A 16675-nucleotide genomic window follows, 5' to 3' on the forward strand; every position below is an offset into this window, starting at 1 on the left:
GCCCTATCGCGGCATGCCGCCTGCGCCACGGCAAGAGCGGATCACGGGCCGCCCCCCGGCGAGGCCTCGATACCGGCGCCCCCGCCAATCACGAACCCGAGCGCCGCCGTCACGATGGCGCCGGCGTCCGAGCTGAGAAGGGTGCTCACGCTCGTGCCGGCGGCGACGGTGATGGTCGAGAGCGACAGACCGATGGAAGGCAGGTTGTAGACGTGGAAGAGGGCGCGGAGCCCGCGGAGCCCACGGCGCGAGATCGTGACGTAATCGAACGCCACGAGGCCGAGGAGCGTGCACACGAGGAACAGCTGTGCGCTGAAGAAGGCCGTCCCGCGCAGCTCGTCCGGTGTCGCCCAGAAGACGCCCGCGCTGGGCAGGGCGGGGACGAGGATGGCGAGAAAGACCCAGAAGCTCTTGCCGAGCCCGCCCCGCCCCCGGAGATAGGGGAACAGGCCACCGAAGAACAGGCCGATGAGCGCCCATCGAGCGATGGCCCCGACCGCCTTGTATCCCATGATCCAGTGGGGAAACACTTGACCTGTATAGTCAGCGAGGAGGATCGAGCGCAGGCTGAGGAAGATCAAAGGCGACGCGAGGAGGACGGCCCACCGGGCGCCGTGGAGGGCGTTCTTCCATGCGGTGTCGAACGGTCCATACGCCAGCGCCACATCCCGCAGCGCCCGATCCCCGACCCGCGAGCGCTCGCGCATCTCGTCGAGGACGCGGCGCTCCCTGGAGAGCGTCGCGTTGTACTCCTCGAGGCCGATCTCCCCTCTGGAGAGCCTCTCCAGGAGATTGTCCCGGAGCTGACCGTACCCGCGCTCGGCCGCGTTCAGATGGACGATCTCGTCCAGCGGCTCCGCGGCGCGCCCGCCTTGCGCCGGAGGGAGATCGCGCGCGTCGAGGTCCGCCGGGGGCTCGACGACGATGGATCGGAGCACGCCCCAGCCGAGCAGGAACGTGATGGGCACGTAGCAGAACATCTCGTGGGCATCGAACGCCAGCGTCGCGGTCCCGAGCACGACGGCTCCGCGGGTCACCGGGTCGAGCCGCCTGCCCGCCGCGCCGGCGTGCGCGAGACAGAGCGCAGCGCCGACGGCGACGAGCCGGGCGCCCGTGCGCGCGAGCGAGAGGGCGAAGAGGCCGAGATCTCTCGGCATCGCACCGTGCGCCGCGAGGTCGCCGCCGAGCCCCGGGATCCGGCTGATCGGTATCGCCGCGACCACGAGCACGAGACCCACGACGGCGCGTCGGCCCCACGACCGGCGGGCCGGGTCGAGGCCGGCCTCGGGGCGCAAGGTCCTGCCGGCGAGGTCGACGAGCGCGCCGAGCATCGAGGCGCCGATGAGCGCGCACACCACGACGCGAACGATGGGGCCGAGGACTGGCCACCTCGGATCGGCGGCGCTCGCGAACATCGCCGCGAAGGCGAGCGCGAGCGCGAGCCACCCACGGACCTTCGCGCCGCCGTCGTCCGGGGCGACGCACAGGGCAAACCCCCGAAGCCCGGCGTACAGCAGGGCCACGCTGATGGCGGCGACCACGGTCCACCGATCGGGAGGGGTCGAGCCGAAGAGGAGCGAGAGCAGGATCGAGAGGCCGATCAGCAAGGCGACGGCCGGCCCGGCGTTCCCGAGCGTGCCTGTCGCGCCCTTGTCCGGATCCCGGGGCGCAAGCAGCCCCCGCGGCAGGATCCCGCCCACGACCGCGACGCACGCGGCCGCGGCGCCGGTCGACAGGAGCGTCGCGAGCGGGCTGCCTCGCAGCAGGCCAAGCCAGAAGCCCTGGAGCCCGAGGGCGAGCTGCGCCGTCGCGAAGAGCGCGATACACGCGAACGCGGCGCGGGAGAGGCGGCGCGGAAACGACGCTTCGGGCAGCGACGAGCGGCGCACGAGCCACAGGAGCAGGACGCCCGGCAGCGAGATGGCGATGACGTCCGCGACCCGCTGCACGGTGACGAGATCGCTCAAACGGCCGAGCAGCGCGATCGCCGAGGGTGGCTTTTTTGGCGTGATCGCGCCAGGCCCCTCGGAGGACACGGGCAACAGCCGGAGCGCGATCGTCGCCGGGAGAGGCTCGGTGAGGCCACCCGCGAAGACGATGCTCTTGCCGTCCGCGCTCGTCGGCACGGCGGACGCCGAGCCGACCGCCATCTCACGGGGGTAGATCGCGAAGGTCTCGCGCCGCGCCGGCGGCGGCGCCTGCTGCGATCGGTCGAGTTCTATCGACGTGATCTGCCCTCGGCGTCCGAGGCGGAGATGGACGGCCATGGTCTGCGCGGCGGGCAGCACCGTCCACGTGATCTCTCGCGCGTCCTCTGCCCCGAACCGCTCGCTCAGGACGCCCACCATGGCGTCGACGAGGAGGGCGGCCTCCGCCTTCGGGATCCCCTGGGCGACCGCGCGGGCGAGGGCGTGGCTCGCTGGAGCCACGAAGTCGACCTCGACCTCGATCTGCGTGGGGGATATCGTGATGGCGACATCGCGCTCGAGCTCGCTCGGCGGGTCTTGGAGCGCCTCGCGAAAACGTGGAGAGAGGCTCGCCCGCGGCGCGCTGGGCTCCGGGGATCTCGCAAGGAGCGCTCCTACCGGGCTCCTCTTCGGATCTACGGCGTAGAGGAGTGCGGCCGAGAGCCCTCCCATGGAGAAGAGGAGAAGCGCCGCCGCGATCCATCGCACCGCTGCCCAGACTGACTTGCGCCTCTCCCGATCCACGAGCTCACGATTGAGCATGGATCGATGAGGGCAGGAAGATCTTTCTGATGAGCCCCTGGATCCGCGCCTCTCCTGGATGAGGCCACCCCGCAGGCCATGGAGCGAAGGCGGCCCCTTCGATGACGCGGCGTTCGGCGGATCACGGCCCGCACAGCTCGAAGTCCGGCGCCGGCGGCGCCGGATACGCGTCCGTCGCCGTCTTCGCGAACTGGCACTGCAGGTCGTCCGGCTGACACCCCGCCTGCGAGATGCAAGCGCCGTCCGCGTCCGTCCCGAGACACAGGCACTCCTGATCGGCCGAATCGCAGATCTCCACGAGCTCCATCATCCCTTCGTCCTCGTGGTTCAGCTTGTGGCAGTGCAGCACGAACTGCCCCGTGAACCTCCGCGGGTTCATCAGCACGTCGCGCGGCCCGTCCTCGACCTGGACCCACATCGTGTCTCGCCAGTGGGGGAAGTTGGGCTCCTTGTTCGACCTGCTCGGGCACACGAGGAAGGGGTTGATGTGGATGTGGAACGGGTGGCCGTCGAACGCGCGGATCTCCCAGCGCTCCGCGCTGCCGGCGGTCATGACTCTGTCGCTCCGGTAGCCCCGCAGCCGCCGCTCGTCGAACTTGCGGCAGCTGATGTTCGGATCCGGGCAGAGGCACACGGGCGCTTCCTCGTCGATCTCGTGCGGGTGGGCCTCCGGATCGCACGACCTGAGCGCCACGTCCGAGCTGAGGTCGGGCGGCTGTGACCCCGGCGTGGGCACCAGCAGCACCACCTTCTGGTGCACTGTCTCGACGGAATCGCAGCTCACCTCCGTCACCTGCCCGTCGACCATGCCAGTCCACGAGGTGGGCGGAGCGAGCGCGGCCACGTCCGCTTCGTCAGGCAGGTTCACCTCGGTCGGCTCCCCCGCGCTCGCGGACACGTCGACGATCGCGATGACGCTGCCCAGGAGATCGTTCGGCCGGCGCCCCACCAGACAGAGCGTCTGCTCCTGCTCCGGCATCTTCACCATCACGTCGGCGCGGTACCCCGGCGACACCCACACCGTGTCGCTCCGGTAAAACTGCGGGAGCGTCAGCCCGTCGCGCGCGATCTGCGTCGTCTCGATGGGCGTCTTGTCGAAATCGGAGCACGCCGCGTCCTTCGCGACGTGGAGCTTCATCCCCATCTCGTCGGGGCTGCCCGCGTACACCATGCGCCACCGCTCCACCTGCCCGGGCGGCGTCACGAGCCGCGGCCTGAGCCTGCCGTTGATCAGCGTGGCCCGGAGCGTCTCGACCGCGAGGAAGTCGGTCACCGACAGGTTGTCCTCGGTGCAGTCCTCTCCCTCCTTCAGGGGCACCGTGTTCTCGTGATCGATGGGCACCTGCGTCATGACCATGACCCGCTCTCTGGCCCTGGCGATGCCGGGCAGCTCGTCGAGCGCCCCCTCGATGATCAGCGCCCCGGCGGCGCCGTCCATCACCTGGATGGCCGTCGCGCCGTGGATGTGAGGATGGTACCAGTCGGTCCCCTCGTGGTGGATCCCGTCCTCGTCCAGGTCCCAGCGGTACCGGGCGCTCTCCCCCGGCCCCACCTCGTGCAGCACGTGATCCCCGAAGTACCGCCCGCCGGCGGCGCAGCCGTCGCCCTCGCAGGGGTCCGCGGGATCGTCCGTCGCGAAGTTGGGCTGCACGTGCAGGCCGTGCCCGTGCAGGTTGGTGAGGTTGAAGTCGTGACACGACCTCGAGCCGTGGCCCATCATGCTCGCGATCTCGCGAAAGTCGCTCTTCGTGAAGTCGTTGTGCAGGTTCACGTGCACCTTGCGCTCCTCGCCCTTCGGGACGCGGATCGTGGGCCCGCTCGTCATCCCGTTGTAGGCGCGGAGACAGAAGCGCCGCCCGCCGATCTCGACCGCGCTCGGGCCGAAGCGCAGCGCGTACGCCCCGTCCTCGCCCGGCTCCAGCTCGGGCGGGTCGGCGTACACCGTCGTCGTCTGCGGCGTCGCGCTGCCCTCCTCTCCCCCGCCGCAGCCGGCGATCCCCGCGGCGCCCGCGGCGCCCGCGGCCAAGAGAGCCAGCGCCGCGAGCGATCCAGTGCGCGCCAGGGCATATGAAGCGTCTCGTCCCATCGGTGTCCTCCTCCAGGAACGACGCTATCGAGCCGCGCCAGAGGTCGATGGCCGAAGACGGTCACCCCTGGCTAGAATGCGGACAGTGGCAGGGTGTATGGATCTCGAAGAGCTGCGCGCCTTCATCGCCGTCGTCGAGGCGGGCTCGTACCTCGGCGCCGCGCGCGCGCTCGGCACGTCGCGCACGACGCTCCGGCGCCAGGTCGCGGCGCTGGAGGCGCGCGCCGGCGTCCCGCTGCTCGAGAGCGCGCGCAGCGGCGTCGCGCCGACCGAGGCCGGGCAGGTGATCGCGCGGCGGGGGCGCGGCATGATGCAGGAGGCCTCCGCGCTCCTGGCCTCGATCCGGGAGGTGGGCGACGAGCCCTCGGGCACCCTGCGGGTCGTCCTGCCCGTGGGGCTGCCGCCGCACGTGCTCACGCCGCTCTTCGCCGCCGTGCGCCGCGCGTACCCGAGGCTCCACGTCCATTGTCGCTTCAGCAACGACCCGCTGAGCGAGGCCCTGACCGACATCGATATAGCGGTGCATTTCGGCGAGGACGCGCCGGGAGGACACTGGATATCGCACGTCGTCCTGCGCGTCCGCGAGTGGCTGATCGCCGCCCGCGCCTACCTGGATGAGCGCGGCACGCCCCGGAACATCGAGGACCTGAAGCACCACGAGCTGTTCGCGTGGCAGGCCCCCGGCGAGGACGCGCGCATCTGGCGGACGTGGCGGGGCGCCTCCTTCACGGTCGAGCCGGCCCTCATCGCGACGGACATCCACTTCATCCGCCACTGTTGCATCTCCGGCCTGGGAATCGGCCTGATCCCCGACGCGCTCCTGCCCGACCCCGGCCTGGGCCCGGACGCGCTCGTCCCGGTGCTGCCCGACGTCGTCGGGCAGGAGCGGCCGGTGCGGCTCAGCGTCCCGGCGATGCTCTCGGAGATCCCCAAGATCAAGATGGTCGTCGAGCGCGTGCGCGCCTCGCTCGGGCAGATCTAGCCTCGACCTGGGCGCTTCTCGCGCTCAGCAACCGCCGTCAAAGGGTGGGCACAGTGCCGCCGTCGATCAGGTACTCGCTCCCATGGATGGACGCCGCCCTGTCGGAGGCAAGGAACGCGACGAGCTCCGCGACCTCTTCGGGCCATGCGGGACGCCCGATGGGGATGCCGCCGAGCGCGTTCATGATGCCCTGCCGGGCCGCGTCTTCACCTGTACCGGCGTGGTCGGCGAGGCGCTTCACCAAGGCGTCGGCTGCCGTCGTGCGGATCCATCCCGGAGCGATCGAGTTCACGCGGACGCCCTTCGGTCCCAGCTCCTTGGAGAGCGCCTTGCTGTACGTGGACAGCGCGGCTTTCGCGGACGCGTACGCGATCGTCGAGTCGTGCAGCGGGAGCCGGCGCTGAATGGACGAGACGTGGAGGACGACCCCCGAGCCTCGCGCGATCATGTGCGGGAGGAGCGCGCGATCGAGGCGCACGGCGGCCATGAGGTTGAGCGATAGCTCGTCGTGCCAGATGTCCTCGGTGAGCGACGCAAAGCCGCCGCCCGGCGCCGAGGAGCCGCCGAGGGTGTGGACCAGGATGTCGATCCCGCCAAGCTCGCCCAGGACCGTGCGGACGAGGGCGTCGACGCCCGCCACCGTGGCGAGGTCGGCCTGTACGAAGACGCCCGGCGACTGACCCGCCGGGAGCGCAGAGCGCGCCGTGGTCACAGTCACGGCGCCCGCAGCTCCGAGGCGGCGGACGATGGCCTCGCCCGTCCCCTTGGTGCCGCCTGTGACGAGCGCGCGCTTGCCGGCAAACTCCTCGGGATCGATCGAGAATTTTCTAGGTGTGTTCATCCGTCGATCTCCAGGCGCGCGATCCGATCTCGATCGAGCGTGACGTCGTAGCGAAGCCGGAGCGGGCTCCCCGCGAACGTGCCGGAGACGGAGACGCGGAGGAGCACCTGCCCGTTCGCCGTGCTGACGTCGAGCACCTCCAGCCTGGGGTGGTACTTCGTGGTGGTCTCTTCCATCCACCCCCGGATGGAAGAGGTGCCACGATACTCGCGGCGTTCGTCACGGACGACGGCGTCGTCGGTGAAGCAGGCGAGCATGGCATCGACGCTTCGCGCGTTCTGCGCGGCGACGTACCCTGCGAGCGGTCCGGGTACTTGCATGGGCGGTGGTTCCTCCTGGGGGACGATGACCCGGGGCCCGTCACGTGGGCCCCTCGCACGCAAAGTTGGGCTAGGCTCATCGGGTGGCAAGAACGCACGAAAAGGTGGGCTACGCACCCGAAGGTGAGTACGACGAGCCGGCCACCCCCGAGCTCGCCGCCGAGCGAGTCGAGCAGGCCCTCCAGCTCGTCAAGGGGCGCTGGAAGCTGGTGATCCTCTTTCGCCTCTTCGGAGGGAAGGTGCAGCGCTTCTCGGAGCTCGAGCGCGCCATCCCTGGCGTCTCGCAGAAGATGCTGATCCAGCAACTCCGGCAGATGGAGCGCGACGGGATGGTCTGGCGCGTCACGCACCCCGAGGTGCCGCCCCGGGTCGAGTACGGGCTCACCGAGTGGGGACAAGCGCTCTGCCCGGCGCTGGACATGCTGCTGCGATGGGCAGCGAAGCGCCGCGCGTCCTCTCCCGTCGATGCGCCTGCGTGATGGCTGCCCCGGTGGAGCGCAACGCCCCGGTGCTCGACCCGAGGTGCGCGGAGCCCGCGACGCTGGTGGCGCTCCCGTGCCTCCTCGCTCGCCTCGGACCGCCGATGAGGCGTAGCGAGGCTTCGATGGAGGGAGTCACGACCACAGATTCGTCCAGCCGAAAGGCGCTGATCGTCCCGCCCGCTCAGGGGCGGCACGACTCGATGGGTCCTCGTGAATGACTGCTCTTCCGATGATGTGACCAACGCCGCGCTCGCGGGAAGCCAGAGCAGCAGCGGCTCTTCGAGGAGGCGGCTCAGGAACGCGACGCTCGTCAGCCTGAGGCGCGGTGACGCGCGGACCTGCCGCGGGCGACCCCGCGGGGGGCCTGTCAGGGGTTCCGGCGCGTGCTCGAACGTCGGTCGCTGGTGCTCACCGAGATGACGACACGGCGGCGTGGCCGCGACTCCGCCTGCGGCTCCCCTTGCTGCGGCGGCCCTTGCATCGCCTGGTGCTGTTGAGGCCTTTGCGGCGCCTCGTGGCGCTGCGGCCTTTGCGACGCCTCGTGGCGCTGCGGCCTGTGCGGCGCCTCGTGGTGCTGCGGCCTTTGCGGTGCCTCGTGGCGCTGCGGCCTGTGCGGCGCCTCGTGGTGCTGCGGCCTTTGCGGCGCCTCGTGGTGCTGCGGCCTTTGCGACGCCTCGTGGTGCTGCGGCCTTTGCGGCGCCTCGTGGCGCTGCGGCCTGTGCGGCGCCTCGTGGTGCTGCGGCCTTTGCGACGCCTCCTGGTGCTGCGGCCTTTGCGGCGCCTCGTGGTGCTGCGGCCTTTGCGACGCCTCGTGGCGCTGCGGCCTGTGCGGCGCCTCGTGGCGCTGCGGCCTGTGCGGCGCCTCGTGGTGCTGCGGCCTTTGCGGCGCCTCGTGGTGCTGCGCGGGCCGTTGCGCCGTCGCATGCTGGGCCGGCCGACGGTCTGGCCCATGCTGCTGTGGTCGCTGCCTCGCCTCGTACTGCACCGGCGGCTGTCCCGATGGGTGCTGCGGTGGCCTCTGGGCAGGCGCGTTGCCCGCGTGCTGCTGCCTCTGGTCAGGCCCGGCGTTTTGCGGCCTTTCCCTTGGTCCGTGTTGCTGCGGCCTTGGCCCGGCCCCATTCCCGGCGTGCGCAGCCGGCCTCTCCGCCTGCCGCGGTCGGTCGCGCGGATCGGTCGTTCGCCCCTCGGTCGTGGGCGCCTCGGGGGCGGGCGCGGGCGACTGGGCGGCCTTCGGCGCTCCCCGCATGCTCATGCCCTGACGCTCGCGGCGCTTGCGCTCGTCGTAGTTCGCGTCGCCGATGAGGTCGAGCACGGCGCGGGTATCCACCCTTCGCTCGGAGACCCGATGGCGGCCGGTCAATCGGGTCTCAGGGGTGAGCGCGCTGTTGGCGTAGAGCTCCCACATCTCCTCGCCATAGGCGGCTCGCCGTTGCTCGGGCACGAAGCGCGTGAGGAAGCGATGGAGGTTGTCGACGTCACGGAGCAGGAGCTGCCTGGCGTTCTGGTTCTTCGCGGCGTCCACCGATTGGGGGAAGTCGATGATCACCGGCCCGTCGGCGCTCATGAGCACGTTGAAGTCCGACAGATCGCCGTGCACGACGCCGGCGCACAACATCCGCACGACCTCGCCGATCAGACGATGGTAGACCCACATGGCCTGATCTCGGTCGAGGCTCGTCTCGGCGAGGCGAGGCGCGGGGCTGCCGTCGACGTCGGCGACCAGCTCCATCACGAACACGCCGTCGAGCGCGTGGTACGGGGTCGGCACGCGGACGCCTGCGTCGCGCAGGCGGTAGATCATGTCGACCTCGGTCGAGCGCCAGGCGGCTTCGTCCTGAGCCCGGCCGTGGCGCGAGCGTTTGTCCATCGCGCGCTGGTCGCGGCTGTTGCGCACCCTGCGGCCCTCGGTGTACGTCGCGCGGTTCTTGAAGCTGCGGTTCTGCGCTTCCTTGTAGACCTTCGCGACGCGCAGCTCGCCGCCCGCCCGGACGAGGAAGACCACCGCTTCCTTTCCGCTCATCAGCGGCCGCACAACCTCGTCGATGAGCCCTTCGTCGACCAGCGACGTGAGGTTGCTCGGAATTTGCATGTTCTCGTGGGTCTTCGTTTCGTCGGGGGAAGAATCCCCCCGGGCGTCCTCTTGCCGCAAAAGATGGTGCGCTGCAACCGCATCGGATGCTACGGCGGCTGCGTCGCGCTCTGGCCGCCGCGGCGCGCCGACCGTCCGCGGTTCGCGCGCTCACCCTCCTCGAGCCCGCCGTGCAGCCGCTCGCGATCCGAGAGCCGGGCCCGCCGCATCGGGACGCTCTGTCTCCACCCCACCGGGAACGCGGGGGCCTCGATCGCCGTGCTCCCGCGCAGCCGACAGCGGTGCCATCTGTGCGCCCGCCGGATGCGGAGCAGCTTTCCGTCGCGGATCCGCTTGCCCACAACGTCGGCAGGAGCGGGGGAGCGGGCGCCTCGCCCTGGTCGTCCGCTGAGCCCGGCAGCCGCTCGACGCCCGCCGGACCGGCTGAGCGCGGGAGGGCTGGGTGAGCAAGCGGCGGAGGGGGCCAAGCGTTCGCCCGCCGCGCCGTCACAACCCCCGCCGGTCACGATCGAGCCCGACGCGATCCTGCCGAGCGCGATTCCTCCAGCGCTGGCAGATCGGCATCGCCGTCCACCTGGCCAGGAAGTACCCCGAGAAGGCTTCCCGCCGCCGGGAGGTCGCCGTCCCGGCCCCGCGGGCCTACGTCACCGGCCGGGTGCCGTGCCCCCAGGGGACGTCGAGGCGCGTGCCCTCCTCGAGCTGCTCTCGCTGGTCGAGCCCCGGAAGCGCCGGGTGCTGCTCCTCGGCGGTGAGGGGGAGCAGGTCAGCGAGGTCGCCCGGAGCCTGGGGTTACCGGCTGGGACCGCGTTCTCGAGGCTCCGCCGGGGGCGGAGGCGCCTTGCGACGGTGCTCAAGCGGCGCGCGCATGGAGGCGTTCCTGCAGCCTTGAGCGGCCCAGCCCCGCAGGGCCCCGACTCCCTCGGTTGACCGCGCTCGCGCCGGCCCCTCCGGCGCCCGCATTGCCCCTGCGCGCCCTCAGACGCGGGCTGCGGAGGCGGCGTCCCGCTGCAAGCGGGCGATCAGCGTCACCAGCACGTCGAACGACATCACGGCGTTCGAGTGCATGGTGTGGAACACCCCGCCATCCACATCCAGGATCTGCGACCGCTCTGCCCAGAGGTTGGATGCGACGTCGGCGATGCGTTCGATCGCGATGGACTTCCCCTCGATCGTGAGGTGGCCGCGCGTGAGCTCGATCATCCGCATCGGGTGGTCCATGTTGCGGGAGGCGAACAGCGTTTTGGACAGCGCCACGCTGTCGGGCAGAGCCCGGAAGCTGACCGATCTACCGGCCTGAAGCTCGTGGTAGAGCCGCTCCCCGCGCTGCTCTACATGGCGCATCCGCAACGCCTGGCTCAGCTCGGCGTAGCGCGAGGTGCGTGCTCCAATGAAGACCCACGGCGCCTGTGGTGTCGCCCGGTAGCCGATACCGCCGAAGTAAAACGTGTAGAGATCCTCGATGTCGGCGTAGAAGTCGGTCCGGGTGCCTTTGCGCTCCCGGGCCTCGATCGCGTTCTGGTGCAGCACGAACACGGGCTGCGAGCCCACGACCCACCACGTGCCCAGCGCGATCACGAGGCCCAGCGCGATCCCCCCGTAGCCAACGCGATACAGCACCGACACGTCCCCATCGAACCGCACCGTGCTGCCCGGCCCTGGTACCAGGGACAGCACCAGGGCGCCCGCACCGGCGAACAGCGCTGCCAGAAACCATCCGGTAAAAAGAAGCGAACGGCTCTTGCCGTAGGTGCCGATCACATCGCCTGGATTGTGCATGCGTCCATCCCTGTCGTTCGTTGTTCTTGTTGACCGTGCCACCCGGCGGCGGAGCTGTCCCAGGCAGGCCATTCTCGAGACCGGATCTCTTGCTCCTTCAGCGTCACGGCAAGGCGCCGGGTGGGCGACCGCATGTCCCCCCTCTGCTCGAACGCTCTCCAGCAAGCAGCGCCCTGGGTGCTGGCGGGATCGCTCTGCATGAGCGTGCAGGGTTGGCGGCGCGCGTGAAACGAGGCGCCCGGCGCCAGCAGGGTAGCCGGTGTCGAGCGTGCGCTGGGCGAGGAGCTCGGTAGTGACGCCCGTCTCCACCCGTGGGTCTGCCCGCTGGCGCCTCGGGCCTCGTCCAGAGGTGAGGCATCGAGCGAGCCCCGCGCGGCCCTTCGCGGCCCGTCATCACGGCTTGTAGCTGGGTAGCTCGATCACGTAGGTGTCGACGGTATCCCCGTTGCCCCAGTCGCTCCCGAACACGGCGCGCGTGCCGCTGGGGCTGGGCACGGTGTGCGGCTCGGCCCAGTACGGCTCACCGAGGTTGGTGTTCTCCTTGCCCCAGCTCCGGTGGCGACCGATCCGGCAGACCTTGCCCGTGCTCGTGTCGGCGATCAGATTCTCCATGTCGAGCACCCCTGCGCCCGACGCATCGCCGATCGACGACACGAACACCCACCCCGGCTGCTTGTACGCCATCCCTGAGAGGTGACCTGTCGGTGGATAGGGCCACCCCGTCTCCGGCCCGATGATCACCTTCGAGGTGCCCTCCGCAAGGTCCCATGTCACGAGGAGCCCGATGTCGTCATTGCCGCCGGGACCGGGATCGTAGACAGCCCCGTTCCAGGTGTCGTGACCGTTCACCATGCTCAGCGACGCGTGGCCGTACGGCTCCAGCAGGTCCAGCGTACGCACCACGTTCAGCCGCGGATCGGTCACGCCGCCGCTGTCGCTCAGGAACGCGAGCGTCCCGCTCGGCGCGACCTGGGCGGGGTTCTCGTCGAGCTCCTTCCTCGCGAGCACCGTATCCTGGCCGATATCATAGATGAACACCTGATCGTCGCACGCAAGGCCGATGCGGTTCGAGTCCCACGACATGAACAGCGGGTCGCTGCCCGCGCTCGCGCCGCCCGAGCAGAAGTCAAACGTCGTCACGACCTCCTTCGTCCCGGCGTCGACGTGGTAACGGATGAGGTCCTTGCCGTCAACGTAGAACAGGACATCGGGATCAGATGTGTGCCAGTACACCTGCTCGATGTCCGCGGGCGAGATGTCGAGCGCCTCGATGAGCCGGTACGTCTTGCCGTCGTAGAGCTGGTGCTCGCCGGCTGCGACCGAGAAGAGGATAAGCCTCGACTCGTCCGCGTTCCACGCCGAGATGGTCGAGTACATCGGCTTGATGACCGGGGCGTTCCCGCCGTCCGGCGCGACCGCCGTGATCCGGCGGATCGTGGTGCCGAACTCGGCGTCGGTGACGGCCTCGCCGAGCGCCGGCTTGGCGAGCTCGGTCATCGGGTGCGCTTCCTTGTCCTGCACGAGACCCGCGCAAAGATCGATCGTCTCGCCCGGGCCCGCGCCGCCCGCGCCGCCCGCGCCGCCCGCGCCGCCCGCGCCGCCCGCGCCGCCCGCGCCCACTGAGCCGCCGCCCGTCCCGGTCGTGCCGGCGGCGCCCGTCCCCGCGGCGCCGCCGGATTCGGCCGTTCCGCCGGTCCCGCCGTCTCCGGCCGAAGAGCCGCCGTCGGAGCAGGCAGCGAGGAACGAAGAGGAGACAAGGAGGGTAGCAGCGACGCCGGTTCTCATGAGGTGTCCTTTGCGCGCGAGCCACGGCGCCTGGCCGCGGCAGCATACCCCGAAGCGACGTCAGGCGTACGCGACAGTTTGCGGACCGCGCCGGCTGTCCCACCCCATGGCCGCCCCGGTCGCGGCTGCGCCAGGCCTTCCCGGAGCGCCGCGCCGATGCTCCCGGCGCCGCACCGGTGACGATCAGCACGATGAATCCCGCGCACATGCGCAGCCGGGCCCGTCGCCGTGAAGGCGATGAACCCGGGCCAGCGTGGCGCGACACCTCGAGATGACGAGCTCTCCTGTACTGGCTGTGGCGGGAAGATGCGTCTTTCAGGTGCTGTGACCGGGCCAGCGGTGGTGAGGGAGGTCCTCGCGCGGCTTGGGCTCGCGCTGGGAGCTCCGGAATGCCGAGCGCGCGATCCCGAGGAAGGCTGTGCGCGCCGATCACGCCGCTGTCATGGTCCCTCCTCGCTGCCGGAGAAATCCTGGCGGGACGATTCCGCGGGGGCGAACCGTCGCGATCCGGTGCTTTGCCCGGGATTTCAGGGAGGCCTGACGACGGATCGCAGCCCGTCGGTGAGGGTGGGCCCAACCCGGGCCCAACCGGCGAGCCTCGATCCTGGGAAGCTCGCGTCGGCCGACGCGTCGCCTCGGGCCGTCGTGGTTGCCTCGCTCGCCGGCACCCTGAACCGGGCCGTCGTCCTTGGGGATGAGGAGGCGGCGCGGATCGTTCACGAGGCGATCGGTCGGCTGCTCGGCCCGGTGCCAGCACCGGAGGGGAGAGCAAGGTCGCGCCGACGGTAGCAAGCCGCATTGACGAGGCGCCCGGATAGGACAGGTGCGGAGCGGGCGAGCAACTCGCTGCAGCTCGACGAGATCATCGCGCTCTACGTCGGCAAGATCCTGAACAACCCGCTGCCTGTCGCCCTGGTGCACAACCATCACCTCATGGTGCCCAGATCGACGCTCGAGGCCGGCTTTCGGTTGACGCTGCACGGCCTCGACTCCGAGACCTTGCACGGACACCTGAGGAAGCTGAAGGCAGAGGCGAAGAGAGAGGCGGTCCGGGGCAAACGGTGATCACGTGATCACGTGATCACGAGGGGCGGTGAGCGTGAGCGCCGAGGAGGCTCCGGGTGAGCGGCCCCCCGTCGACGAGCAGCTCGTGCAGCGCCTCCTTGAGGTGCTCCTCGTCGACGGCCGTGCCGCGCCCCGCGTCGGCCGCGAACAGCGCCGCCCGCCTCAGGAGCTCGCGGATGAACGCCGCGCTCACCCCCTCGGTCCGCGCGATGCGCGGCGCGAGGTCGTCGCCCTTGAGCGAGCGGCCGCGCCCGTAGAGCGCGAGCAGCTGCCGCCGGCAGTCGGCATGATCGCGCGCGGGTGCTGCCGTTCGGGGCTGTGAGGGCAAGTTCAGATGATCGAGGATGCGGCGCACCACCGCTGAGTCGGGCTTCTTTTACCTACGCTCCGCCTCGGCCGCGCCATGGATCGCGGCGCTCGCCATCGCGGTGGCGAGCGCCGGTTTCCCGACCGCGGTGACGAGCTTCTCGGCGAGGCCGTGCTCGATCGCGCGATGCAAGAGGCTGCGGATGCGCCTCGGCCGACGGCCGCTGTGCGGTGCTCGATCCGCCGACACTCGCAGCGGATGTTCCCAGTAGCCAGGACAGAAGGCAGCTGATCGACGACCGCACCTATCCGCAGGGTTGGCGGGTGATGGTTGCGCCGTTATCTTTCCGCGCATGAAGCCTGGGCGCGCAAGCCGGACCGCGGAACTCGTGTGCATGGGACGTGCAGCGGCGCACGGCGCGACGACGGTGACGCGGTTCTCCGATCCGACCGCGATGGCGCTCCTGCCCGACGAGGCGCGAGCCCGCGTCGAGCGCTTCCGTGCAGGCGTCACGCCGAAGGGGCTACGCGGGCGCCTCGGCCGCGCGTACCTCGAGCGCCAGTCGAAGGTGATGGTCGCGCGCACGGTCGCGATCGACGACGCCATCCGAGGGGCCACGTCGCCGCAGCTCGTCATCCTCGGCGCCGGCCTCGACGGCCGCGCGTGGCGCATGCCCGAGCTGCGCGACGTCGTCGTCTTCGAGGTCGATCACCCAGACTCGCAGTGCGACAAGCGGTCGCGCGTCGGGGCGCTCTCCCCGTGCGCACGGGACATCCGCTGGGTACCCGTCGACTTCGAGCGCGACGCCCTCGACGGCGCGCTCGCGAAGGCGGGCCATGATCCCGCGCGCCCGACCACCTGGATCTGGGAGGGCGTGGTCATGTACCTGACCCCGGCCGACGTCGAGGCGACGCTCGCCGCCCTCGCGCGGCGATCGGCCGCGGGCAGCCGCCTCGTCATCGTCTATCACAGCCCCGCGCTCATGCTCCGCGTGATCGGCCTGCTCGTGCGCCGGCTCGGGGAGCCGCTGCGCTCCGCGTTCACCGCCGACGCGATGCGCGCGCTCCTCGCCAAGCACGGCTTCGGCGTCACCGCGGACGAGGACATCCACGGTATCGGCGCCGCGCTGTCTCCCGACGTCGGCCGCGCGACGACGGCGGCGAAGCACCTGCGCATCGTAACGGCGGATCGCCTCTCCTGAATTGGGTGAGCATCCCGGCGGCTGCGAGCGAAACACGGGCCACTCGTGCTCCGCGGGGAATTCAGCGGGACGAAAGCCGGCGGGACCTGGCGGCGCCATGGCGGAGAGGTAGGGCGCGACCACGACCGCTGCTGCGGCGAGCGGCGGCTCTCAGCCCGGCAAAAGGCGGCTCTCGGATGTCTGATCCCATGATGCGCGACCAGGCACCGCCCAACACAGAAACGGCCCCGCGTTGCTGTTCGAGACGCGCGGGCACCCGCGGCTGGTGCAGCCCGGGGAGGCGGCCCGCGACGAGGCGGCGCAGCGGCGGCTCGGTCGCCGTGGGGCTCGCGATCGCCGACGGGCTGCTCTCGCTGGACGATCGGGTGGTGGACGTGTTGCCCGACCACGTTCCGGCCGACATCTCGGAGCAGGGGCGCCGCCTCACCGTTCACCACCTGCTGTCGATGACGGCCGGACACCGCACGGACAGCCTCGCCGGGGCCTGGCAACTGGAACCGGGCGACCTGGTGAAGGGCTTCCTGCGCGTACCGTTTCCCGAGGCCGAGGGAACACGGCACGCATACGACAATCCGACCACCTTCGTCCTGGCCCGGATGGTGGAACGGGTCACCGGCCGCGGCCTCCCGGAGATGCTCGACGAGCGCCTCTTCGAGCCGATGGGCGTCGACCACGCCGAATGGGACCGGGTGGCGAGCGGGTGCCGCCTTCGGACTTCACGGACTGCACCTCACGACCGAGGCTGTCGCCGCCTTCGGCGAGCTGCTGCTGCGCGGAGGCCGTTGGGGCGACCGGCGGCTCGTCCCGCGCGAATGGGTGGAGCTCGCGACCAGACGGCACATCGGTCCCCTACAAATCGAGGACTGGTCGGAGAACCCCGACGCACTTTGCGGGTACGGCTACCAGTTCTGGATGTCGCGTCACGGTCACTAGGGGCGCGCCTCATCGGCGCCGGCCCCAACCCGGAGGAGGCCATGGCGCAGAACGCCTCGACGTACCAGCAACCCAACGC

13 protein-coding genes and 1 pseudogene are annotated in these 16675 nt (G+C 70.7%); 6 read left to right on the plus strand and 8 right to left on the minus strand.

Features of this window, described 5'->3' with window-relative positions:
• Window positions 1–41 precede the first annotated feature (41 nt).
• Complete coding sequence (locus WME89_RS47905; protein WP_438006202.1) at window positions 42–2729, minus strand: DUF6185 family protein; 2688 nt, start codon at window positions 2727–2729, stop codon at window positions 42–44.
• Window positions 2730–2850: 121 nt separating this feature from the next.
• The gene (locus tag WME89_RS47910) at window positions 2851–4815 is read right to left on the minus strand and encodes a multicopper oxidase family protein (protein ID WP_438006203.1); all 1965 of its coding nucleotides are present in this window, start codon (window positions 4813–4815) and stop codon (window positions 2851–2853) included.
• A gap of 97 nt (window positions 4816–4912) precedes the next feature.
• Here WME89_RS47910 and WME89_RS47915 point away from each other — a divergent pair, with 97 nt between their 5' ends.
• Window positions 4913–5797 (plus strand): LysR family transcriptional regulator, encoded by an 885-nt coding sequence (locus WME89_RS47915; protein ID WP_438006204.1) that lies wholly within the window; start codon window positions 4913–4915, stop codon window positions 5795–5797.
• Window positions 5798–5834: 37 nt separating this feature from the next.
• Here WME89_RS47915 and WME89_RS47920 read toward each other — a convergent pair whose 3' ends face one another.
• Entirely contained in the window at window positions 5835–6638 is an 804-nt protein-coding gene (locus WME89_RS47920; RefSeq protein ID WP_438006205.1) for an SDR family oxidoreductase, read from the minus strand.
• Window positions 6635–6958, minus strand: a complete 324-nt coding sequence (locus WME89_RS47925) for a nuclear transport factor 2 family protein (RefSeq protein WP_438006206.1) — start codon at window positions 6956–6958, stop codon at window positions 6635–6637. The genes WME89_RS47920 and WME89_RS47925 overlap by 4 nt, the downstream gene beginning before the upstream one ends.
• A gap of 83 nt (window positions 6959–7041) precedes the next feature.
• Between WME89_RS47925 and WME89_RS47930 the strand changes: the two genes are divergently transcribed.
• Window positions 7042–7437, plus strand: a complete 396-nt coding sequence (locus WME89_RS47930) for a winged helix-turn-helix transcriptional regulator (RefSeq protein ID WP_437621611.1) — start codon at window positions 7042–7044, stop codon at window positions 7435–7437.
• Window positions 7438–7807: 370 nt separating this feature from the next.
• Here WME89_RS47930 and WME89_RS47935 read toward each other — a convergent pair whose 3' ends face one another.
• The gene (locus tag WME89_RS47935; RefSeq protein WP_438006207.1) at window positions 7808–9529 is read right to left on the minus strand and encodes a PA4780 family RIO1-like protein kinase; all 1722 of its coding nucleotides are present in this window, start codon (window positions 9527–9529) and stop codon (window positions 7808–7810) included.
• A gap of 303 nt (window positions 9530–9832) precedes the next feature.
• Between WME89_RS47935 and WME89_RS47940 the strand changes: the two genes are divergently transcribed.
• Window positions 9833–10456 carry a sigma factor-like helix-turn-helix DNA-binding protein gene (locus tag WME89_RS47940; protein ID WP_438006208.1) on the plus strand — a complete coding sequence of 208 codons (624 nt, stop codon included), beginning with the start codon at window positions 9833–9835 and terminating at the stop codon, window positions 10454–10456.
• A 48-nt stretch (window positions 10457–10504) separates the two neighbouring features.
• Here the strand turns inward: WME89_RS47940 and WME89_RS47945 are convergent, their stop codons facing one another.
• Together WME89_RS47945 and WME89_RS47950 are read right to left on the minus strand one after the other, a co-directional pair.
• Entirely contained in the window at window positions 10505–11305 is an 801-nt protein-coding gene (locus tag WME89_RS47945) for a hypothetical protein (RefSeq protein ID WP_438006209.1), read from the minus strand.
• Window positions 11306–11698: 393 nt separating this feature from the next.
• Entirely contained in the window at window positions 11699–13090 is a 1392-nt protein-coding gene (locus WME89_RS47950; RefSeq protein ID WP_438006210.1) for a hypothetical protein, read from the minus strand.
• A 798-nt stretch (window positions 13091–13888) separates the two neighbouring features.
• Between WME89_RS47950 and WME89_RS47955 the strand changes: the two genes are divergently transcribed.
• Window positions 13889–14155 carry a DUF6999 family protein gene (locus WME89_RS47955; protein WP_438006211.1) on the plus strand — a complete coding sequence of 89 codons (267 nt, stop codon included), beginning with the start codon at window positions 13889–13891 and terminating at the stop codon, window positions 14153–14155.
• 16 nt (window positions 14156–14171) lie between these two features.
• On the opposite strand, the gene WME89_RS47960 is transcribed toward WME89_RS47955, so the two are convergent.
• Window positions 14172–14483 carry a hypothetical protein gene (locus tag WME89_RS47960; protein ID WP_438006212.1) on the minus strand — a complete coding sequence of 104 codons (312 nt, stop codon included), beginning with the start codon at window positions 14481–14483 and terminating at the stop codon, window positions 14172–14174.
• A gap of 331 nt (window positions 14484–14814) precedes the next feature.
• Here WME89_RS47960 and WME89_RS47965 point away from each other — a divergent pair, with 331 nt between their 5' ends.
• Together WME89_RS47965 and WME89_RS47970 are read left to right on the plus strand one after the other, a co-directional pair.
• On the plus strand, window positions 14815–15663 hold the full coding sequence (locus WME89_RS47965) for a class I SAM-dependent methyltransferase (protein ID WP_438006213.1): 849 nt from the start codon (window positions 14815–14817) through the stop codon (window positions 15661–15663).
• Between the two features lie 86 nt (window positions 15664–15749).
• A pseudogene (locus WME89_RS47970) lies at window positions 15750–16593 on the plus strand (serine hydrolase domain-containing protein); the annotation flags it as partial.
• Window positions 16594–16675 lie beyond the last annotated feature (82 nt).

This window comes from Sorangium sp. So ce321, assembly GCF_051530195.1.
GTDB lineage: Bacteria > Myxococcota_A > Polyangia > Polyangiales > Polyangiaceae > Sorangium.

Excerpts from the sequence above, each read along its gene's own strand:
- WME89_RS47905 (WP_438006202.1), bottom strand. The coding sequence starts at position 2,729 with ATGCTCAATCGTGAGCTCGTGGATCGGGAGAGGCGCAAGTCAGTCTGG.
- WME89_RS47910 (WP_438006203.1), bottom strand. The coding sequence starts at position 4,815 with ATGGGACGAGACGCTTCATATGCCCTGGCGCGCACTGGATCGCTCGCG.
- WME89_RS47915 (WP_438006204.1), top strand. The coding sequence starts at position 4,913 with ATGGATCTCGAAGAGCTGCGCGCCTTCATCGCCGTCGTCGAGGCGGGC.
- WME89_RS47920 (WP_438006205.1), bottom strand. The coding sequence starts at position 6,638 with ATGAACACACCTAGAAAATTCTCGATCGATCCCGAGGAGTTTGCCGGC.
- WME89_RS47925 (WP_438006206.1), bottom strand. The coding sequence starts at position 6,958 with ATGCAAGTACCCGGACCGCTCGCAGGGTACGTCGCCGCGCAGAACGCG.
- WME89_RS47935 (WP_438006207.1), bottom strand. The coding sequence starts at position 9,529 with ATGCAAATTCCGAGCAACCTCACGTCGCTGGTCGACGAAGGGCTCATC.
- WME89_RS47940 (WP_438006208.1), top strand. The coding sequence starts at position 9,833 with ATGCGGAGCAGCTTTCCGTCGCGGATCCGCTTGCCCACAACGTCGGCA.
- WME89_RS47945 (WP_438006209.1), bottom strand. The coding sequence starts at position 11,305 with ATGCACAATCCAGGCGATGTGATCGGCACCTACGGCAAGAGCCGTTCG.
- WME89_RS47950 (WP_438006210.1), bottom strand. The coding sequence starts at position 13,090 with ATGAGAACCGGCGTCGCTGCTACCCTCCTTGTCTCCTCTTCGTTCCTC.
- WME89_RS47965 (WP_438006213.1), top strand. The coding sequence starts at position 14,815 with ATGAAGCCTGGGCGCGCAAGCCGGACCGCGGAACTCGTGTGCATGGGA.